We start from the raw sequence: 15,358 nt of genomic DNA on the forward strand, positions 1-15,358 counted from the left end.
TTTTTTTTAATGGATTGGTTAGTAGGCTTTGGTAAAATTCAGTCTTCCCTTTGTCTTTTCTATGAATTAGAATAGTTTGGTAAACGAGTTTTATATATCGGAGGAATCAAACCGTGTCTGAAAATCACAAATTTACAGAACCTTTTACGGACAAAAACGGCCACTATCTGAAAGCAGAATGTGAGAACTGCTTCGGTTTGTGTTGTTCCGCACTGCCTTTCTCAGCTTCAGTCGATTTTGCTATGGATAAAGCAGCTGGCCAGCCGTGCCATAACCTACAATCAGACTTTCGCTGTGGTGTACATACAGATTTAAGAGCGCTTGGATTTCGTGGTTGTACTGTATACGACTGTTTTGGGGCTGGGCAAAAGCTTTCTCAGGTTACTTATACTGGTGAGGACTGGCGGAAGAATCCAAAAACTGCGAAGCAAATGTTCGAGGTATTTCCGGCCATGTGGCATTTGCACGAATTGCTATGGTACTTAAATGAATCATTGAACTTAGATATAACCCATTCAATACATGTTGAGCTGCAAACAGCACTCGATGAGACGGAACAACTCACTCTACTTAAACCTGATTCTCTACTGAAAGTGAATGTTGACGCTCATCGAGCAAAGATTAATCTGTTGCTGCTGCAAGTCAGTGAACTTGTGCGTACTGAGGCTCGTCGTAAACTAAAAAAAGCATCGAGAACTTTCAGCCGAGGTGCTGACCTTGTCGGCGCAAATCTTAAAAGTGCAGATCTCAGGGGCGCAAATCTTAGAGGAGCCTATTTGATTGCCGCAGACCTTAGAGGTGCTGATCTTAGAGGTGCCGATCTCATTGGCGCAGATTTCCGTGACACTGACCTTAGAGGCGCTAATCTATCAGAAAGCATTTTTCTAACTCAGGGTCAGATTAATGCGGCGAAAGGCGATGATCTCACTAAATTACCGCCAGCACTCACCCGCCCTGAACAATGGGTTTCGATATGAGTTGTAGGATTTAAACCTGCTGCGAAAAGAATTCTTGGATACGAGAAACTGCTGCGAACATTTCTAAGACTTCTTTACCCGCTGAGGTTCTTTCTAGATACTCCACTCTACCTTGTCCTGCTTCCTTACCGACCACTAGCGTTATGGGTATACCAACCAAGCTTGAATCCTTAAATTTAACGCCAGCACGTTCATCCCTATCATCTAGCAGCGTTTCAATACCGAGCTTAGTAAGTTGATTATAAAGCTCCTCTGCAACTGCCAGTTGCTCCGAGTCCTTTATGGACATCATCAAAATATGAACCTGATAAGGCGCTAATGCAACTGGCCACATTATTCCTTGATCATCATGATTCTGTTCTACTATCGCAGACAATAGACGTGAGATCCCAATTCCATAACAACCCATGATCATAGGCTGACTCTTGCCAGAACGATCTAAAAAGGAAGCTCCAAGCTTCTCACTGTATCTGGTCCCTAGTTTAAAGACATGCCCAACTTCTATTCCTTGTTGGAAATGCAGAACACCATTCTCACAGTGTGGACAAGCTTCTCCTTCCGCAACATTACGAAAATCGCCCACATGTTGAAGTCCAAAATCTCTTCCAGGTACAACTTTTCGGAAATGATAATCTTTTTCTCCTGCTCCCGTCGTACCTTCCGTCATCTCAGCAACTGCGGTATCAACGAGTACAGTTAGTTGCAGACCCACAGGCCCCACAAACCCACTCTCTACACCCGTTAAGGATTTCACAGCATCATAGTCAGCAAGTGCAATCTCCGCCGCACCGATATATTTACTTACTTTTATCTCATTGACTTCATGATCTCCTCGAACCACTACAGCAAAGAATTGTCCGCTACCTTCATAGATCAATGTTTTCATAATCTGTTCTGGCTGGATCTCCAGCTCCTGCTCTAATTGAATTATAGTGCGGATATCTGGAGTGTGGAATTTCTCTATTTCGGGTAATTCAAAGTTCAATTCTTTCTTTGTAGGTTGTACGGCTTCTGCCTGTTCCAGATTGGCTGCATAATCGCAAGAGGAACATACTGCAATCGTATCCTCCCCGATATTAGCCAGTGCCATAAATTCATGGCTGCCCCCTTCTCCGCCAATCGCACCAGAATCTGCATGAACTGCTCTAAACTTCAGTCCACAGCGATTAAATATCCGGTGATACGCATCGAACATTTGGAGGTATGATTTATCAAGTCCTTCAGCGCTTATGTCAAAAGAGTATGCATCCTTCATCAAGAATTCTCTACCTCTCAACAATCCAGAACGTGGTCGCCGTTCATCTCGGAACTTCGTCTGAATCTGATAAACCTTAACAGGAAGCTTACGATAAGAGCTAATCTCATTCCGCACAAGAGCGGTTACTACTTCTTCATGCGTTGGACCAAGTATGAATTCCCGCTCATGGCGATCCTTAAAGGTCATCAATTCCTTCCCATAGACATCATAGCGTTCTGATTCCTTCCAAAGTTCTGCAGGCTGCATGGATGGCATTAAAATCTCCTGAGTTCCGGAATGATCCATCTCTTCCCTTACAATCGCTTCTATCTTCCGCAGAACCCGCCGACCAAGTGGTAAATAGGTATACACTCCAGCAGCTAATTGGCGGATATACCCCGCACGCAGCAGTAACTGATGACTAATTGTCTCCGCCTCCGAAGGCACCTCACGCAGTGTTGTTAATAATAAATTGCTTTGTCGCATATCTTAATCCCCTCCCCATAAATTATCTCTTTAAATGCAAAAAGACACATTCGTCAGGGACGAATGTGTCGTGATACCACCCTTATTTAATTGCCAGCTCAACGTACGATCTATTCTGATTTGGCAATCCTCAAATCGGATAACGGTCGATTCCGGTAGCGAGTTAGTAGATACTATCGCTACAGCTACCAAGGCAGGATACCACTCACACGTATTTGAGGAACCTTTCACCCGGTGGATTCCCTCTCTGTTCTAACGCTTCTTGAATCGTAGATCCTTGGTCAAAGCCTTTGTCATTTAAAAATATTGAATTAAATCTACATGAAATTGATTTTCATGTCAAGCATGGACATATACAAAAGCCGCTTCTCCAGCAGGCTATCTGCTTTTGAAACGGCTTCTTTTATAAAACCATCTTAGACTAAGACAGTTGAACCCATCAAGTATTTATCCACTTCACGTGCAGCTTCGCGTCCTTCGTTGATGGCCCAAACCACCAAGCTCTGACCACGGCGCATATCGCCAGCAGCAAATACTTTATCTACGTTCGTATTGAATTTACCATAACGTGCTTTCACATTTGTACGACGATCGGTCTCGAGCTTAAGCTCCTCAACAATATCTTGCTCCGGTCCATCAAAACCGATAGCTACAAGAGCTAATTGAGCAGGATATACAGCTTCGGTACCTGGAACCGGTTGGTAGATCTTACGACCTGTCTCATCCACGATCCGGCGGATCTGTACGGTGTGAAGCTCTTTCAAGTTACCCTCTTCATCACCTACAAATTTAGTGGTCATGATAGAGAACTCACGCGGGTCGTCCCCAAAAATGGCTTTAGCTTCTTCTTGCGCATAATCCAGGCTGTAGACATTCGGAAATTGTGGCCAAGGATTAGCAATCGGATCACGCTGAAGAGGTGCTTTTTCATGTGTACCAAATTGAGTGATACTGCTGCAGCCATGACGAAGTGCTGTAGCAACACAGTCAGAACCCGTATCACCGCCACCCAAGACGATCACGTCTTTACCTTCAGCAGATACATAGTTTCCATCCTCAAGATTGGAATTCAAATAGCTCTTAATCGTACCATTTAAATAGTCCATGGCGTACATAACACCCTTAAGCTCACTGCCTTCAACATTAAAGCGACGTGCCTTTGTAGCTCCACCACACAGAACAACCGCATCATACTCATCCACTAGCTGTTGAGCAGCGATATCTTTGCCAATCTCTGTATTCACCACAAAATTAATACCTTCTGCAGCTAATAAATCTACACGACGTTGTACAACTCTCTTATCGAGTTTCATGGTGGGAATGCCATATGTCAGCAGTCCGCCAATGCGGTCACTGCGTTCAAATACAGTTACAGTATGTCCAGCCTTATTAAGTTGCGCTGCTGCTGCGAGTCCAGCAGGTCCAGAGCCTACGATTGCAATCTTCTTGCCTGTACGTTTCTCTGGAGGATTTGGTACAACCCAGCCTTCTTCAAAGCCCTTATCAATAATAGCTAGCTCAATGGTCTTAATGGTCACCGGCTGTCCAATTAGACCCACTGTGCAAGAGCCTTCGCAAGGAGCAGGACAAATGCTACCAGTAAACTCAGGGAAATTATTCGTCTTATGCAGACGTTCCAGAGCTTCTTTCCAGAGTCCGCGGTACACCAAATTATTCCACTCCGGAATTAGATTATGAACTGGACAACCCGAGGTTCCTCCAGCCATATCAATTCCTGTATGACAATAAGGCGTTCCGCAATCCATGCAGCGCGCTCCTTGTGTCTGTAGCTCGTCCTCGGATAAATGATGGTGGAACTCCTCCCAGTCTTTTACCCGCTGCTCAGGATCCCGATCACCTGGGAGCTGCCGTTTATACTCCATAAAACCTGTAGGTGTAGACATGTTTACGTTTCCCCCATCCGTTCTCTTCGTGTTGAAGTATAGTACATTGTAGCATATTGCGGCTTCGTATGGTCGTGAGCAGCGCAATGAAGTACCTGCACATTCTATACCTGTAGATTATCATTTCTAATTTTAATTATAGTAGCACTCATTACTTTTGCACAGTAATGGATTAATCTACTGATTTTTTGTACTATTTCACATGTTATGTCAGAGAAAACGTTTTATTACTATTCCGTACGTTCATAAATAAGAAAACGGTAATCATACGGATTCTTTTCATCACGAATTCCTTTCTTATTGGAAACCTCTTTCCACACACTCCAGTCAATATCAGGAAACCGGGTATTTCCTTCAAAATCCTGTTCAATTTGCGTTAACATCAACTTGTCAGCATATGGCAACATCAGCTTATAAATTTCCGCTCCGCCGATCACCATCAGTTCATAGTCTTTTCTACCCTCGCTGAGAGCTTCCTCAAGCGTGTGTACAACCTCTGCACCTTCAGGAGCATAATCAGTATCTCTAGTCATAATTAAGCTTGTTCTGCCCTTTAGAGGCTTCCCTCCGAGCGAATCCCACGTTTTGCGGCCCATAAGCATTCTCTTCCCCAGTGTTTCCGCTTTGAAATAAGCAAAATCAAGTGGTAAATGCCAAGGCATATCATTATCTTTTCCAATGACATGATTGCTTCCCATCGCCCATATTAAGGTAATACTCATTAAACACGCTCCTTCCCACCAATAAAGAATAAAGAATCTTGATTTATAATAATTACGTTACACTGCGATCGGCGCTTTTATCGAAGGATGTGGATTGTACCCTTCAATGACTAGGTCTTCCAGCTCGATATCAAAAAGTGATTTCTGATCTGAATGAATAACCAATGTAGGCAATGGTCTTAAGTCTCTTGATAATTGCTCTTTCACTTGATCAACATGGTTTGAATAAATATGTGCATCACTAATGCTGTATACAAACTCGCCTACTTCTAGACCACACTCATGTGCTATTAAATGTGTAAGTAATGAGTAAGACGGGATATTGAAGTTAGCTCCAAGAAAAGAGTCCGCACTGCGTTGCAGCAAGTGACAGCTTAATTTACCATTTGCAACGTAGAACTGGAACATAACGTGGCAAGGTGGTAACGCTGCTTTACTACCTTTCGCCCCAGCATTTATAACATCTTCTGGGTTCCATGCGCTTACAATTAACCGACGAGAATCAGGGTTTGTTTTGATCTGATGAATAACATCTTGTAATTGGTCAATGGATTCACCCGTAGAAGATGTCCAATTTCGCCATTGCTTACCGTAAACATTCCCTAGGTCACCATGCTTTACTGCGAACTCATCATCTTCTAAAACACGGTCACAGAATGCTTTCATCTCTGCTTGATATACCTGATTGAAATCTGCATCAACTAAACAACGATTCCCGAAGTCTGTCATATCTGGACCCGTATATTCGTCTGATTCAACCCATCTTTTGAAGGCCCATTCATCCCAAATATGATTATTATGTTTCAATAAATATCGAATGTTTGTATCGCCTTTAATAAACCATAATAACTCACTAGCAATTAAGCGGAACGGTGTACGTTTTGTTGTAAATAGTGGGAAGCCTTTTGATAAATCAAATCTCATTTGATAACCAAATACACTAATTGTACCTGTTCCGGTACGATCTTCTTTTTTCACACCATGATCTAAAATATATTGTAAAAAGTTCAAATATGTTTGTTCTAGCTCATTCGTCAATTTACTGCACCTCCGTAATATTTCACCTCATATATTATATCTGAAAAATTCGATTTTTGTAGGAGGTAAGATATTTTTTAAATTTATTTAATAATCTGAGGAGTTCACTACTCCGATATTCTTAACTCTACTCTAACTCCATAAGCACGAAGGGAGGCTTGTCCACCCACTGGGAAAGTAATCATAGGCGCTGTATGTCCAAAGTCCACGTCCGCAATGACAGGAATGTCTGATAACTCTTCTTTCGAAGTTATGATTTTGGTCAGCAGATTCTTTGTCATGCGTGATCCTTGTTGGAACCTGCCAATAACCAATCCTTTGACATGCTGAAAATCTGGTTGATGAATCAGCGATTGTAAATCCCTATCAAAGGTTGCAGGCGATGACTCATAGTCATCCTCAAGAAATAATATGGAATTCTTTAGACTAGGCATATACTCCGTTCCCTGCAAAAGATTTAATGTACAAAGGTTCCCACCGATAATCGTCCCTTTCGCTTCTCCATCATTGATAATGAACGGGCCTTCATTTCTAATAAATACACGGTTCTCCTGATCCAAATACCATTCATCGTCACTCCAATGCTTCGATGGCTTCACCAGAATTTCTTTGTTGTCCATCATCAGCTTGCGGAAATATTCTATCGTATATTCATTGTCGTGGAGCATCGCGAAGGTAGAAAAATGCGGTCCGGAGTATGTAACTAGTCCTGTTTTAGCATATATTGCGTTACTTAAAGCAGTAATATCCGAATACCCGCATAACCGTTTAGGATGCTCTGCAATGATTGAATAATCGATATAACGTAGCAGTTGGTTACTATTAAAGCCACCAATCGTCGTAAGTATCCCTTTAACATTTGGATCTAAAAAAGCTTCATGCAAATCCTCTATTCTAGATTCAATCGAAGAGGAAACAAAATCATCCTTCTCAAAGGAATTTACGGAAAATGATATCCTAAAACCTAATTTTTGTAGCTGTTCCTTAGCAATTTTTCTTTGTTCAGCAGCGATTAATGACAGACTTCTGGCAGGTGAGATGATCCGCAACTCATCACCAGGCTTTAACTTATTGGGTTTCATCATTTGTCCTCCCTATTTAAGTTTTTAAAATACGGTTGAATGATTTTATAGTGTATTCGCTCAATTTGTTTCATCTCCTCCCATTATATCTATTTTCAGAAAAGTGGAAAACTCAAAAAGGCGGAACGCAAATGCGTTCCGCCTTCCTGTGCCTGCTAGAGCAATTTGGAAAAGAAATTATTTCATTACGTGAATAGGGTGACCTTCAACCAATTCAGCGGCTTCCATGACGATTTCGCCAAGGGTTGGATGCGCATGAATAGTCAAAGCGATATCTTCAAGCGTTGCGCCCATTTCGATAGCCAAACCAAGTTCAGCGATCAAGTTGGAAGCTTCGATACCAACGATTTGTGCACCAAGCACAAGGTTGTTTTCGGAGTTAGCAACAATTTTGATGAAGCCTTCTGGGCTGTTCAAAGATACTGCGCGACCATTCCCTGCAAATGGGAACTTACCAGCTTTCACTTTGTAGCCTTTGTCTTTTGCTTCTTTCTCGGTCAAACCTACGCTAGAGCACTCAGGATCTGTGAACACAACAGCTGGGATGACTTTGTAGTCAACAACTGATGTAAGTCCTGCGATCGCTTCTGCAGCAATCTTACCTTCGTAAGAAGCCTTGTGAGCCAACGCCAGACCTGGAACAACGTCGCCGATAGCGAAGATGTTAGGAATGCTTGTGCGACCTTGGTGATCAACTTTGATCAATCCACGCTCGTCGAGCTCAAGACCGATCAGGTCTAGTCCAAGTTCACCATCAGTGTTAGGACGACGGCCTACAGTAACAAGCAAGTAATCCGCAGTAACTTCTTTGGATTCGCCACCAACAGAATATTTCACGGTAACTTCCTTGTCGTTCTGTACAGCACTTTCTGCTTTAGCGTTAGTTACGATTTCGATGCCAGTTTTGGCCATGTTCTTCGCAACAAGACGAGTCATATCTTTATCGAAGCCTGGAAGTACAGTATCCAAACCTTCGATGATTGTTACTTTAGTACCGAATTTAGAGTACATTTGACCAAGCTCAGCGCCGATGTATCCACCACCGATTACGATCATGCTCTTCGGAATTTCTGGAAGCTCAAGAGCTTCAGTCGAAGACAGAATGCGTCCACCGAATGGGAAAGGCTTAAGCTCAATCGGACGGGAACCTGTAGCAATGATACAGTGCTTGAAGCGGTAACGTGGGGATTCATGATCATTGAACACACGTGCTTCTGTGTCGCTGATAAACATGCATTCGCCGTTAAATACTTCAATTTTGTTGCCCTTCATCAAGCTAGTCACGCCGCTAGTCATTTTCTTAACTACGCCGTTTTTGAACTCTTGAGTTTTGGCAAAATCCACTTTAACGTTCTCAGCAGTAACACCGAAAACTTCACCATGCTTAGCAGATTCGAACTGATGTGCAGCAGCAATCAGTGCTTTAGAAGGAATACATCCACGGTTCAAACATACACCGCCGAGTTCCGATTTATCCACGATGAGGACCTTTTGACCGAGCTGGGCGGCACGAATTGCCGCCACATACCCACCAGGACCTGCACCAATGACCAATGTGTCAATATCTAGAGAAGCGTCTCCTACTACCATAATTATACCTCCATAACCAGCAGCTCAGGATTATTGAGCAGCGATTTAATGTAGTTCATAAAGTTTTGAGCAGTCGCACCATCGATAATACGGTGGTCAAAGCTGAGTGACAACGCCATTACAGGAGCAACTACGATTTCACCATTCTTCACTACTGCTTTTTCACTGATACGGCCAGTTCCGAGGATAGCCACTTCAGGGAAGTTGATGATTGGAGTAAAGAACATACCGCCAGCAGAACCAATGTTACTGATGGAGATCGTGCTGCCCTTCATTTCGTTAGCAGACAATTTACCGTCACGACCACGAACTGCAAGGTCAGTGATGCTGCTAGCGATCATCCAGATGCTCTTACGGTCAGCGTCTTTGATAACTGGAACGATCAAGCCGTTTGGTGTATCAGTAGCGATACCGATATTGTAGTATTTCTTGTAAACAATTTCGCCTGCTTCTTCATCAATCATAGCGTTAAGCGCAGGGAATTGACGGGAAGCTGCTACCAATGCTTTAACGATAAACGGAAGGTAAGTAACCTTAACGCCTTTTTTCTCAGCGATTGGCTTCATACGTGTACGGAATGCTACCAGTTCAGTAACATCTACTTCGTCCATAATTGTAACATGTGGTGCAGTGTAAGCCGATTTAACCATTGCATTGGCGATCGCTTTACGAATGCCCTTGTATGGTACACGTTCTTCTTCAAGACTAACATTACCGCTCGCTGCTGCAGGTGCTGCTTTAGCTTCGGTCTTAGCAGTCTTAGGAGCTTCAGAAGCTGCCGCTGCAGGTGCTGCCGCAGGTGCTGAACCACCTTTCAAGAAGGCTTCAACGTCTTCACGAGTGATTTTGCCGCCTTTTCCAGTTCCGTTCACTTTAGAGATATCCACTTTTTGCTCACGAGCAAATTTGCGAACGCTTGGTGTAGCCAATACATCACGGTCAGGCGCTGGAGCTGCACTAACAGATCCGCCTTGTTTAGCATCAGAAGGGCTAGTTGCTGCAGGGGAAGAAGTGGTATTTGCACTTCCTTTTGCTGCATCAGCTTCTGCGGAAGCATGACCTTCTTGTTCAGGAACGTCACCTTCTGCAGCAATGATAGCTACAACATCGCCAACACGGCATACTTGACCATCTTTAGTCAGAACTTCCAACACTGTACCGTTCACTGGACAAGGAACTTCAACTACTGCCTTGTCATTTTGAACTTCCATGATGATATCATCATCGGTTACTTTGTCACCGGCTTTGATATGCATTTTGATGATTTCACCTTCATGCAGACCTTCACCCAATTCTGGGAACCGATATTCAAAGTTCGCTGATTTAGCATTCGAAGATGCTGGTGCAGCTGGAGTTGGAGCCGGAGCTTCTTCAGCAGCATGACCTTCTTGCTCAGGTACGTCGCCCTCTGCTTCGATAATAGCTACAACTTCGCCAACACGGCAAACTTGGCCATCTTTAGTCAAAACTTCCAACACTGTACCGTTCACTGGACAAGGCACCTCAACTACCGCCTTATCATTTTGAACTTCCATTACGATATCATCATCCGTTACCTTGTCACCGGCTTTGATATGCATTTTGATGATTTCACCTTCATGCAAACCTTCACCTAGTTCAGGGAATCGGTATTCAAACTTTGCCACTTTGAAAACCTCCTTGTGAAATTGGGACTGACCTTATGGTTAGAATTCAGAAGAAGAAACGACGTTGCCATCCATAAAGGATGACAACCGTTTCTCATAGAAAAAATATTTTAGAAATCCAAAACTTTCTTCACGCCTGCAATAATACGCGCAGGGTTTGGAAGCCATGTATCTTCAATTTGTGCGAAAGGATATATTGTGTCTGGACCTGCGATACGAAGCACAGGTGCTTCCAAGTGCAGCAATGCTTTTTCATTGATTTGTGCAATAACCTCAGCAGCAACACCGGAGCTCTTTTGAGCTTCTTGTACTACGATAGCACGATTAGTCTTCTTCACAGACGCTACAATAGTGTCGATGTCGATTGGACTTACTGTACGAAGGTCGATAATTTCAACGTTAACGCCTTCTTTTTCGAGTTGCTCGGCTGCTTTGGTAGCTGTATGTACCATCAGACCGTAAGTGATGATCGATACATCAGTACCTTCACGAACTACGTTAGCTTTGCCAAGTTCAACAGTGTATTCACCTTCTGGCACTTCAGCACGGAATGCATGGTAAAGGTTTAAATGCTCCATGAAGAATACAGGGTCATTGTCGCGGATAGACGCGATAAGAAGTCCCTTAGCATCATATGGGTTTGAAGGAATTACTACTTTAATACCCGGGCTTTGTGCAATCAAACCTTCGAGTGAATCTGTGTGAAGCTCAGCAGCCTTAACTCCGCCACCAAAAGGAGTACGGAATACGATTGGAGCGTTATATTTACCGCCAGAACGCCAGCGCAAACGTGCGGCTTGAACAACGATCTGATCAAGTGCTTCAAAGATAAAACCAACGAATTGAATTTCTGCAATTGGGCGGAAGCCTTGTACACCAAGACCAAATGCCAGACCACCGATAGCGGACTCAGCTAGTGGAGTATCAAAAATACGATCTTCGCCAAATTCCTTTTGCAGCCCTTCCGTTACACGGAATACGCCACCTACATTACCAACATCCTCTCCGAAGATAAGAACGTTAGGGTCACGATTCAGTTCAACGCGCATCGCGTCGCGGATCGCTTCTTTCATATTCATTTGTGCCATTGCCTGATATCCCCCTTATTCAAAATCGGCTTTTTGCTCTTCCAGATGTTTAGGTGTTACTTCGAACATGCTGTCGATCAAGCCAGGTATTGTCATTTTTTCGGTTTGTTCAGCTTTTTTAATCTGCTCGTTAACAGTAGCTTTCGCTTCGTCTTTCACGCGCAGCGTATCTTCTTCAGTCCAAAGACCTTTCTTCTCCAAATACTTGGCAAGACGGTTGATTGGATCCTTTTCACTCCATTGTCCTTCTTCTTCTTTCGAACGATATTTACTTGCATCATCAGAAAGGGAGTGTGGACGGAAACGATAAGTTACAGCTTCGATCAATGTAGCACCTTCGCCATTACGTGCACGCTCAGCAGCGTCACGAACAGCACTGATTACTGCAAAGATGTCCATGCCGTCAATCTTGATCCCTGGAATACCAGCTGCAACCGCTTTGTGAGCGATCGACTTGGAAGCTGTTTGTTTTGCGAATGGAGTCGTAATCGCATAACCGTTGTTTTGAACAAAGAAGATAACAGGCAGTTTAAAGCGACCAGCAAAGTTCAAGCCTTCATAGAAGTCGCCTTCAGAAGAACCGCCATCACCAGTGTAAGTAATTGCAACACTCTTTTGTTTCTTCAATTTAAAGCCCATTGCAATTCCTGTAGCGTGCAGGATTTGCGCGCCGATGATAATTTGTGGCATCAATACATTAACGCCATCAGGAATAGCTCCACCATGTTGGTGTCCACGGGAATATAAGAATGCTTGGTACAATGGAAGTCCGTGCCATACTAGCTGCGGAATATCACGGTAGCCTGGGCATAAGAAGTCTTCTTTCTCCAAAGCGTACTCACTACCAATCATAGTAGCTTCTTGACCGGATACCGGTGCGTAGAAACCAAGACGGCCTTGACGACCAAGATTTACTGCACGATCATCCCAAGTACGGGTAAATACCATACGATACATAATTTCTTTCAGTTGATCGTCAGTTAAATCAGGCATTTTATCCTTGTTGATAATTTCTCCATCCGGGGAAAGTACCGTTAGAGCCTCGACGTCCTCTGTATACACTTCATAAGGAACTTTACTCATTATCTTCACCTCAATAAAAAAATTTGAATATCAGCTGCCTCTGTTATAATATTATTATACACCTGTTTGATTACTTTCGTCAAAGAAATACTTATAAAATTTATATTCCTTTAAATTTTGTATGTATAACAGGTGATTTATTTTTATATAACAGTTTAAAGCTTTTGGAACAAGTAAATGATTAATCACACAGTTACTCAGCTATTCATTTTAGAGCAAACCGTTGTGTATTGCAAAATTCGACAAGAAAGGTGACGTGGCAACTATGAGCGATTCTGTTTTTCTGAAACGCACAATTGTAAAAGAAACGCTTTGGAGTGAACATCTGCAGGAGGAACGTAAATTACGCATCTATCTCCCTCCCGGCTACAACGAAGTGTTGAGCTACCCGGTGGTGTACTGCCAAGACGGTGAAGAGTTCTTTAACTTTGGCCGCATCGCTACACTTGCAGGACGTCTTATTATAGAAGAAGACGTGGAGCCCTTCATCATTGTTGGTGTCGAAGTAGACGTCGCTGTTCGCACTCAAGAATATGCTCCTTTCGGCAGCAGATTCAAGCAGTACTTATCTTGCTTTTCCGAAGAGATTATTCCCTTCATTGAACAAAAATATCCTGTACGTCGTACGCCAGACGAACGAATCCTAGCCGGTGATTCTCTTGGGGGCAGCGTATCGCTCCATCTTGCACTTGCTTATCCTGCGATCTTCACACGTATCATCAGCCTTTCCGGTGCATTCTATCCTGAATCCCGCGACATGCTGGCTAAAGAAGAGGATCTCTCCTGGCTCAACATTAATATGGTCGTTGGTCTTCAGGAAACAGACTACAAAACGGATACTGGCATTTATGATTTTGTTCAGATGAATCGAGAAACAAAAACATTGCTTGAATCACGTGGAGCAACCGTATCCTACCGAGAGAAAGACGGACGTCATCTCTGGGGCTTCTGGCAGAAAGAACTACCAGAGTCTCTACTCTATTTCTTAAACGCATAACGGCCTATTCATAGAAGCAAATAGTGAACATCTAAAGAACAGTATGTAGATTACTTGATTGCGCTTACAATTTAATCCAGCAACTTCCCTCGATTTACCATATGAATCATACTAGAAAGCTGTAATCCAAGTGGGTTACAGCTTTTCTCTTATCATTCTTTCCAGCAATATGTCACAGCCCGCGTTGATCAAGTCATACACCTGTTCAAAATTACCTGTAAAATACGGATCCGGCACTTCGCGCAGCTCCTCTTCAGGCAATAAATCCATGAAGAACATTAGCTCAGCGTCTTTCCCACCTGGAACCTTTCGTACGTTCTCTCCATTAGACTTGTCCATGCAGACGATATAATCAAACTTTTGAAAATCTTCACTGCTAACTATACGAGCCATCATATTCGCATAACTAACGCCGTTCTGATCTAGAATACGTCTTGTTCCTTCATGTGGCTCTTTTCCAATATGCCAATCACCAGTTCCCGCAGAATCTACAAGAATCTTGTCTGATAATTCTCGTTCATTAATCTTGTGCCGCAGGACAGCCTCCGCCATCGGTGATCTACAAATATTACCTAGACATACAAACAATACTCTTACGATTTCGTTCACCTCCCTGTTGTTAACCTAAATATATGTGAATTTATACTCAAAAGATCGCACACTCTCATTTTAGCGTTGTCGAGGTCAATTGTGCAACCTTTCGATCTGCATTATACTGGACAGGATACTCAACAAGAGGTTTAAGAGGAGGAATGGATGTTATGTCATCCAAACGAGTTGTTATTTTTGCAGGTGGAGAACTGTCTCCAGAATATTTCGATCTATTAGATGAAGATGATTTTATTATCGGTGCAGATCAGGGAGCTTTATTTCTCATTTCACACGGATATACACCAGATATAGCTGTAGGTGATTTTGATTCTGTTTCGCCTGAGGCACTTCAAGATATTGAATCCAAAAGTAAGAAGACCATCACCTGTGATGCTGTGAACAAGGATTTGACCGATAGCGAGATGGCGCTAGACATTGCTATGGATCAGCAACCCGACTCTATTCTACTATTAGGTGTTACTGGAACGCGAATTGACCACTCCTTAGCTAGCATTCAGATGATGACAAGAGCTCAGCAACGTCAAATCAACTGCTACGTCATGGACACTCATAACTATATAACCCTTACTGGATCTCAGGCTGTTATCAATGATTTAGGCTATACCTACGTTTCTTTGCTGCCTTTAACCCCAGAAGTATCGGGTATTACATTAGAGGGTTTTCAATATCCATTGACTGACGCTACGCTGAAGCTTGGACAATCGCTTGGTGTGAGCAACAAACTGATTTCATCCTCTGGAACGGTTACCATTCGTAGTGGATTGTTGCTAATCATTCAGAGTAAAGATTAGATACATATTGATCTTGTATAACGTAAAAATACTACTTTTTTATAGTTTAGAAACATGATTGTAACTTTTATCTCAACTTCAAAGAAGCCGCAAAAACTCTTTTGT

General features: G+C 42.9%; 13 protein-coding genes. 3 read left to right on the forward strand and 10 right to left on the reverse strand.

Annotated elements, in window-relative coordinates; genetic code table 11:
* Positions 1 to 113 precede the first annotated feature (113 nt).
* Complete coding sequence (locus QNH28_RS16260) at positions 114 to 977, forward strand: pentapeptide repeat-containing protein (protein ID WP_283907613.1); 864 nt, start codon at positions 114 to 116, stop codon at positions 975 to 977.
* Positions 978 to 987: 10 nt separating this feature from the next.
* Here the strand turns inward: QNH28_RS16260 and QNH28_RS16265 are convergent, their stop codons facing one another.
* From QNH28_RS16265 to pdhA, 9 genes are all read right to left on the reverse strand, one after another.
* Positions 988 to 2,700: a proline--tRNA ligase gene (locus tag QNH28_RS16265; protein ID WP_283907614.1), complete on the reverse strand. Its 1,713-nt coding sequence runs from the start codon at positions 2,698 to 2,700 to the stop codon at positions 988 to 990.
* A gap of 416 nt (positions 2,701 to 3,116) precedes the next feature.
* On the reverse strand, positions 3,117 to 4,604 hold the full coding sequence (locus QNH28_RS16270; protein ID WP_283907615.1) for a glutamate synthase subunit beta: 1,488 nt from the start codon (positions 4,602 to 4,604) through the stop codon (positions 3,117 to 3,119).
* Positions 4,605 to 4,834: 230 nt separating this feature from the next.
* Entirely contained in the window at positions 4,835 to 5,326 is a 492-nt protein-coding gene (locus tag QNH28_RS16275; protein WP_283907616.1) for a dihydrofolate reductase, read from the reverse strand.
* A gap of 57 nt (positions 5,327 to 5,383) precedes the next feature.
* Positions 5,384 to 6,364: a thymidylate synthase gene (locus QNH28_RS16280; protein ID WP_283907617.1), complete on the reverse strand. Its 981-nt coding sequence runs from the start codon at positions 6,362 to 6,364 to the stop codon at positions 5,384 to 5,386.
* Between the two features lie 107 nt (positions 6,365 to 6,471).
* On the reverse strand, positions 6,472 to 7,446 hold the full coding sequence (locus QNH28_RS16285; RefSeq protein ID WP_283912174.1) for a S66 family peptidase: 975 nt from the start codon (positions 7,444 to 7,446) through the stop codon (positions 6,472 to 6,474).
* A 177-nt stretch (positions 7,447 to 7,623) separates the two neighbouring features.
* On the reverse strand, positions 7,624 to 9,036 hold the full coding sequence (gene lpdA, locus QNH28_RS16290; RefSeq protein WP_042188806.1) for a dihydrolipoyl dehydrogenase: 1,413 nt from the start codon (positions 9,034 to 9,036) through the stop codon (positions 7,624 to 7,626).
* A 2-nt stretch (positions 9,037 to 9,038) separates the two neighbouring features.
* Complete coding sequence (locus tag QNH28_RS16295) at positions 9,039 to 10,682, reverse strand: 2-oxo acid dehydrogenase subunit E2 (RefSeq protein ID WP_283907618.1); 1,644 nt, start codon at positions 10,680 to 10,682, stop codon at positions 9,039 to 9,041.
* Between the two features lie 110 nt (positions 10,683 to 10,792).
* Complete coding sequence (locus QNH28_RS16300; protein WP_283907619.1) at positions 10,793 to 11,770, reverse strand: alpha-ketoacid dehydrogenase subunit beta; 978 nt, start codon at positions 11,768 to 11,770, stop codon at positions 10,793 to 10,795.
* 15 nt (positions 11,771 to 11,785) lie between these two features.
* Entirely contained in the window at positions 11,786 to 12,853 is a 1,068-nt protein-coding gene (gene pdhA, locus QNH28_RS16305; RefSeq protein WP_283912175.1) for a pyruvate dehydrogenase (acetyl-transferring) E1 component subunit alpha, read from the reverse strand.
* Positions 12,854 to 13,118: 265 nt separating this feature from the next.
* On the opposite strand from pdhA, the gene QNH28_RS16310 reads away from it, so the two are divergent.
* Positions 13,119 to 13,850: an alpha/beta hydrolase gene (locus tag QNH28_RS16310; protein ID WP_283907620.1), complete on the forward strand. Its 732-nt coding sequence runs from the start codon at positions 13,119 to 13,121 to the stop codon at positions 13,848 to 13,850.
* 135 nt (positions 13,851 to 13,985) lie between these two features.
* On the opposite strand, the gene QNH28_RS16315 is transcribed toward QNH28_RS16310, so the two are convergent.
* Positions 13,986 to 14,450 carry a low molecular weight protein-tyrosine-phosphatase gene (locus QNH28_RS16315; protein ID WP_283912176.1) on the reverse strand — a complete coding sequence of 155 codons (465 nt, stop codon included), beginning with the start codon at positions 14,448 to 14,450 and terminating at the stop codon, positions 13,986 to 13,988.
* Positions 14,451 to 14,611: 161 nt separating this feature from the next.
* On the opposite strand from QNH28_RS16315, the gene QNH28_RS16320 reads away from it, so the two are divergent.
* Positions 14,612 to 15,253, forward strand: a complete 642-nt coding sequence (locus tag QNH28_RS16320; protein WP_283907621.1) for a thiamine diphosphokinase — start codon at positions 14,612 to 14,614, stop codon at positions 15,251 to 15,253.
* Positions 15,254 to 15,358: the final 105 nt, after the last annotated feature.

Origin of the sequence: Paenibacillus sp. G2S3 (assembly GCF_030123105.1) — a bacterium.
In the GTDB taxonomy this organism is placed as follows: Bacteria; Bacillota; Bacilli; order Paenibacillales; family Paenibacillaceae; genus Paenibacillus_AQ.

Excerpts from the sequence above, each read along its gene's own strand:
- QNH28_RS16300 (WP_283907619.1), bottom strand. The coding sequence starts at position 11,770 with ATGGCACAAATGAATATGAAAGAAGCGATCCGCGACGCGATGCGCGTT.
- lpdA (WP_042188806.1), bottom strand. The coding sequence starts at position 9,036 with ATGGTAGTAGGAGACGCTTCTCTAGATATTGACACATTGGTCATTGGT.
- QNH28_RS16320 (WP_283907621.1), top strand. The coding sequence starts at position 14,612 with ATGTCATCCAAACGAGTTGTTATTTTTGCAGGTGGAGAACTGTCTCCA.
- QNH28_RS16270 (WP_283907615.1), bottom strand. The coding sequence starts at position 4,604 with ATGTCTACACCTACAGGTTTTATGGAGTATAAACGGCAGCTCCCAGGT.
- pdhA (WP_283912175.1), bottom strand. The coding sequence starts at position 12,853 with ATGAGTAAAGTTCCTTATGAAGTGTATACAGAGGACGTCGAGGCTCTA.
- QNH28_RS16265 (WP_283907614.1), bottom strand. The coding sequence starts at position 2,700 with ATGCGACAAAGCAATTTATTATTAACAACACTGCGTGAGGTGCCTTCG.
- QNH28_RS16285 (WP_283912174.1), bottom strand. The coding sequence starts at position 7,446 with ATGAAACCCAATAAGTTAAAGCCTGGTGATGAGTTGCGGATCATCTCA.
- QNH28_RS16275 (WP_283907616.1), bottom strand. The coding sequence starts at position 5,326 with ATGAGTATTACCTTAATATGGGCGATGGGAAGCAATCATGTCATTGGA.
- QNH28_RS16310 (WP_283907620.1), top strand. The coding sequence starts at position 13,119 with ATGAGCGATTCTGTTTTTCTGAAACGCACAATTGTAAAAGAAACGCTT.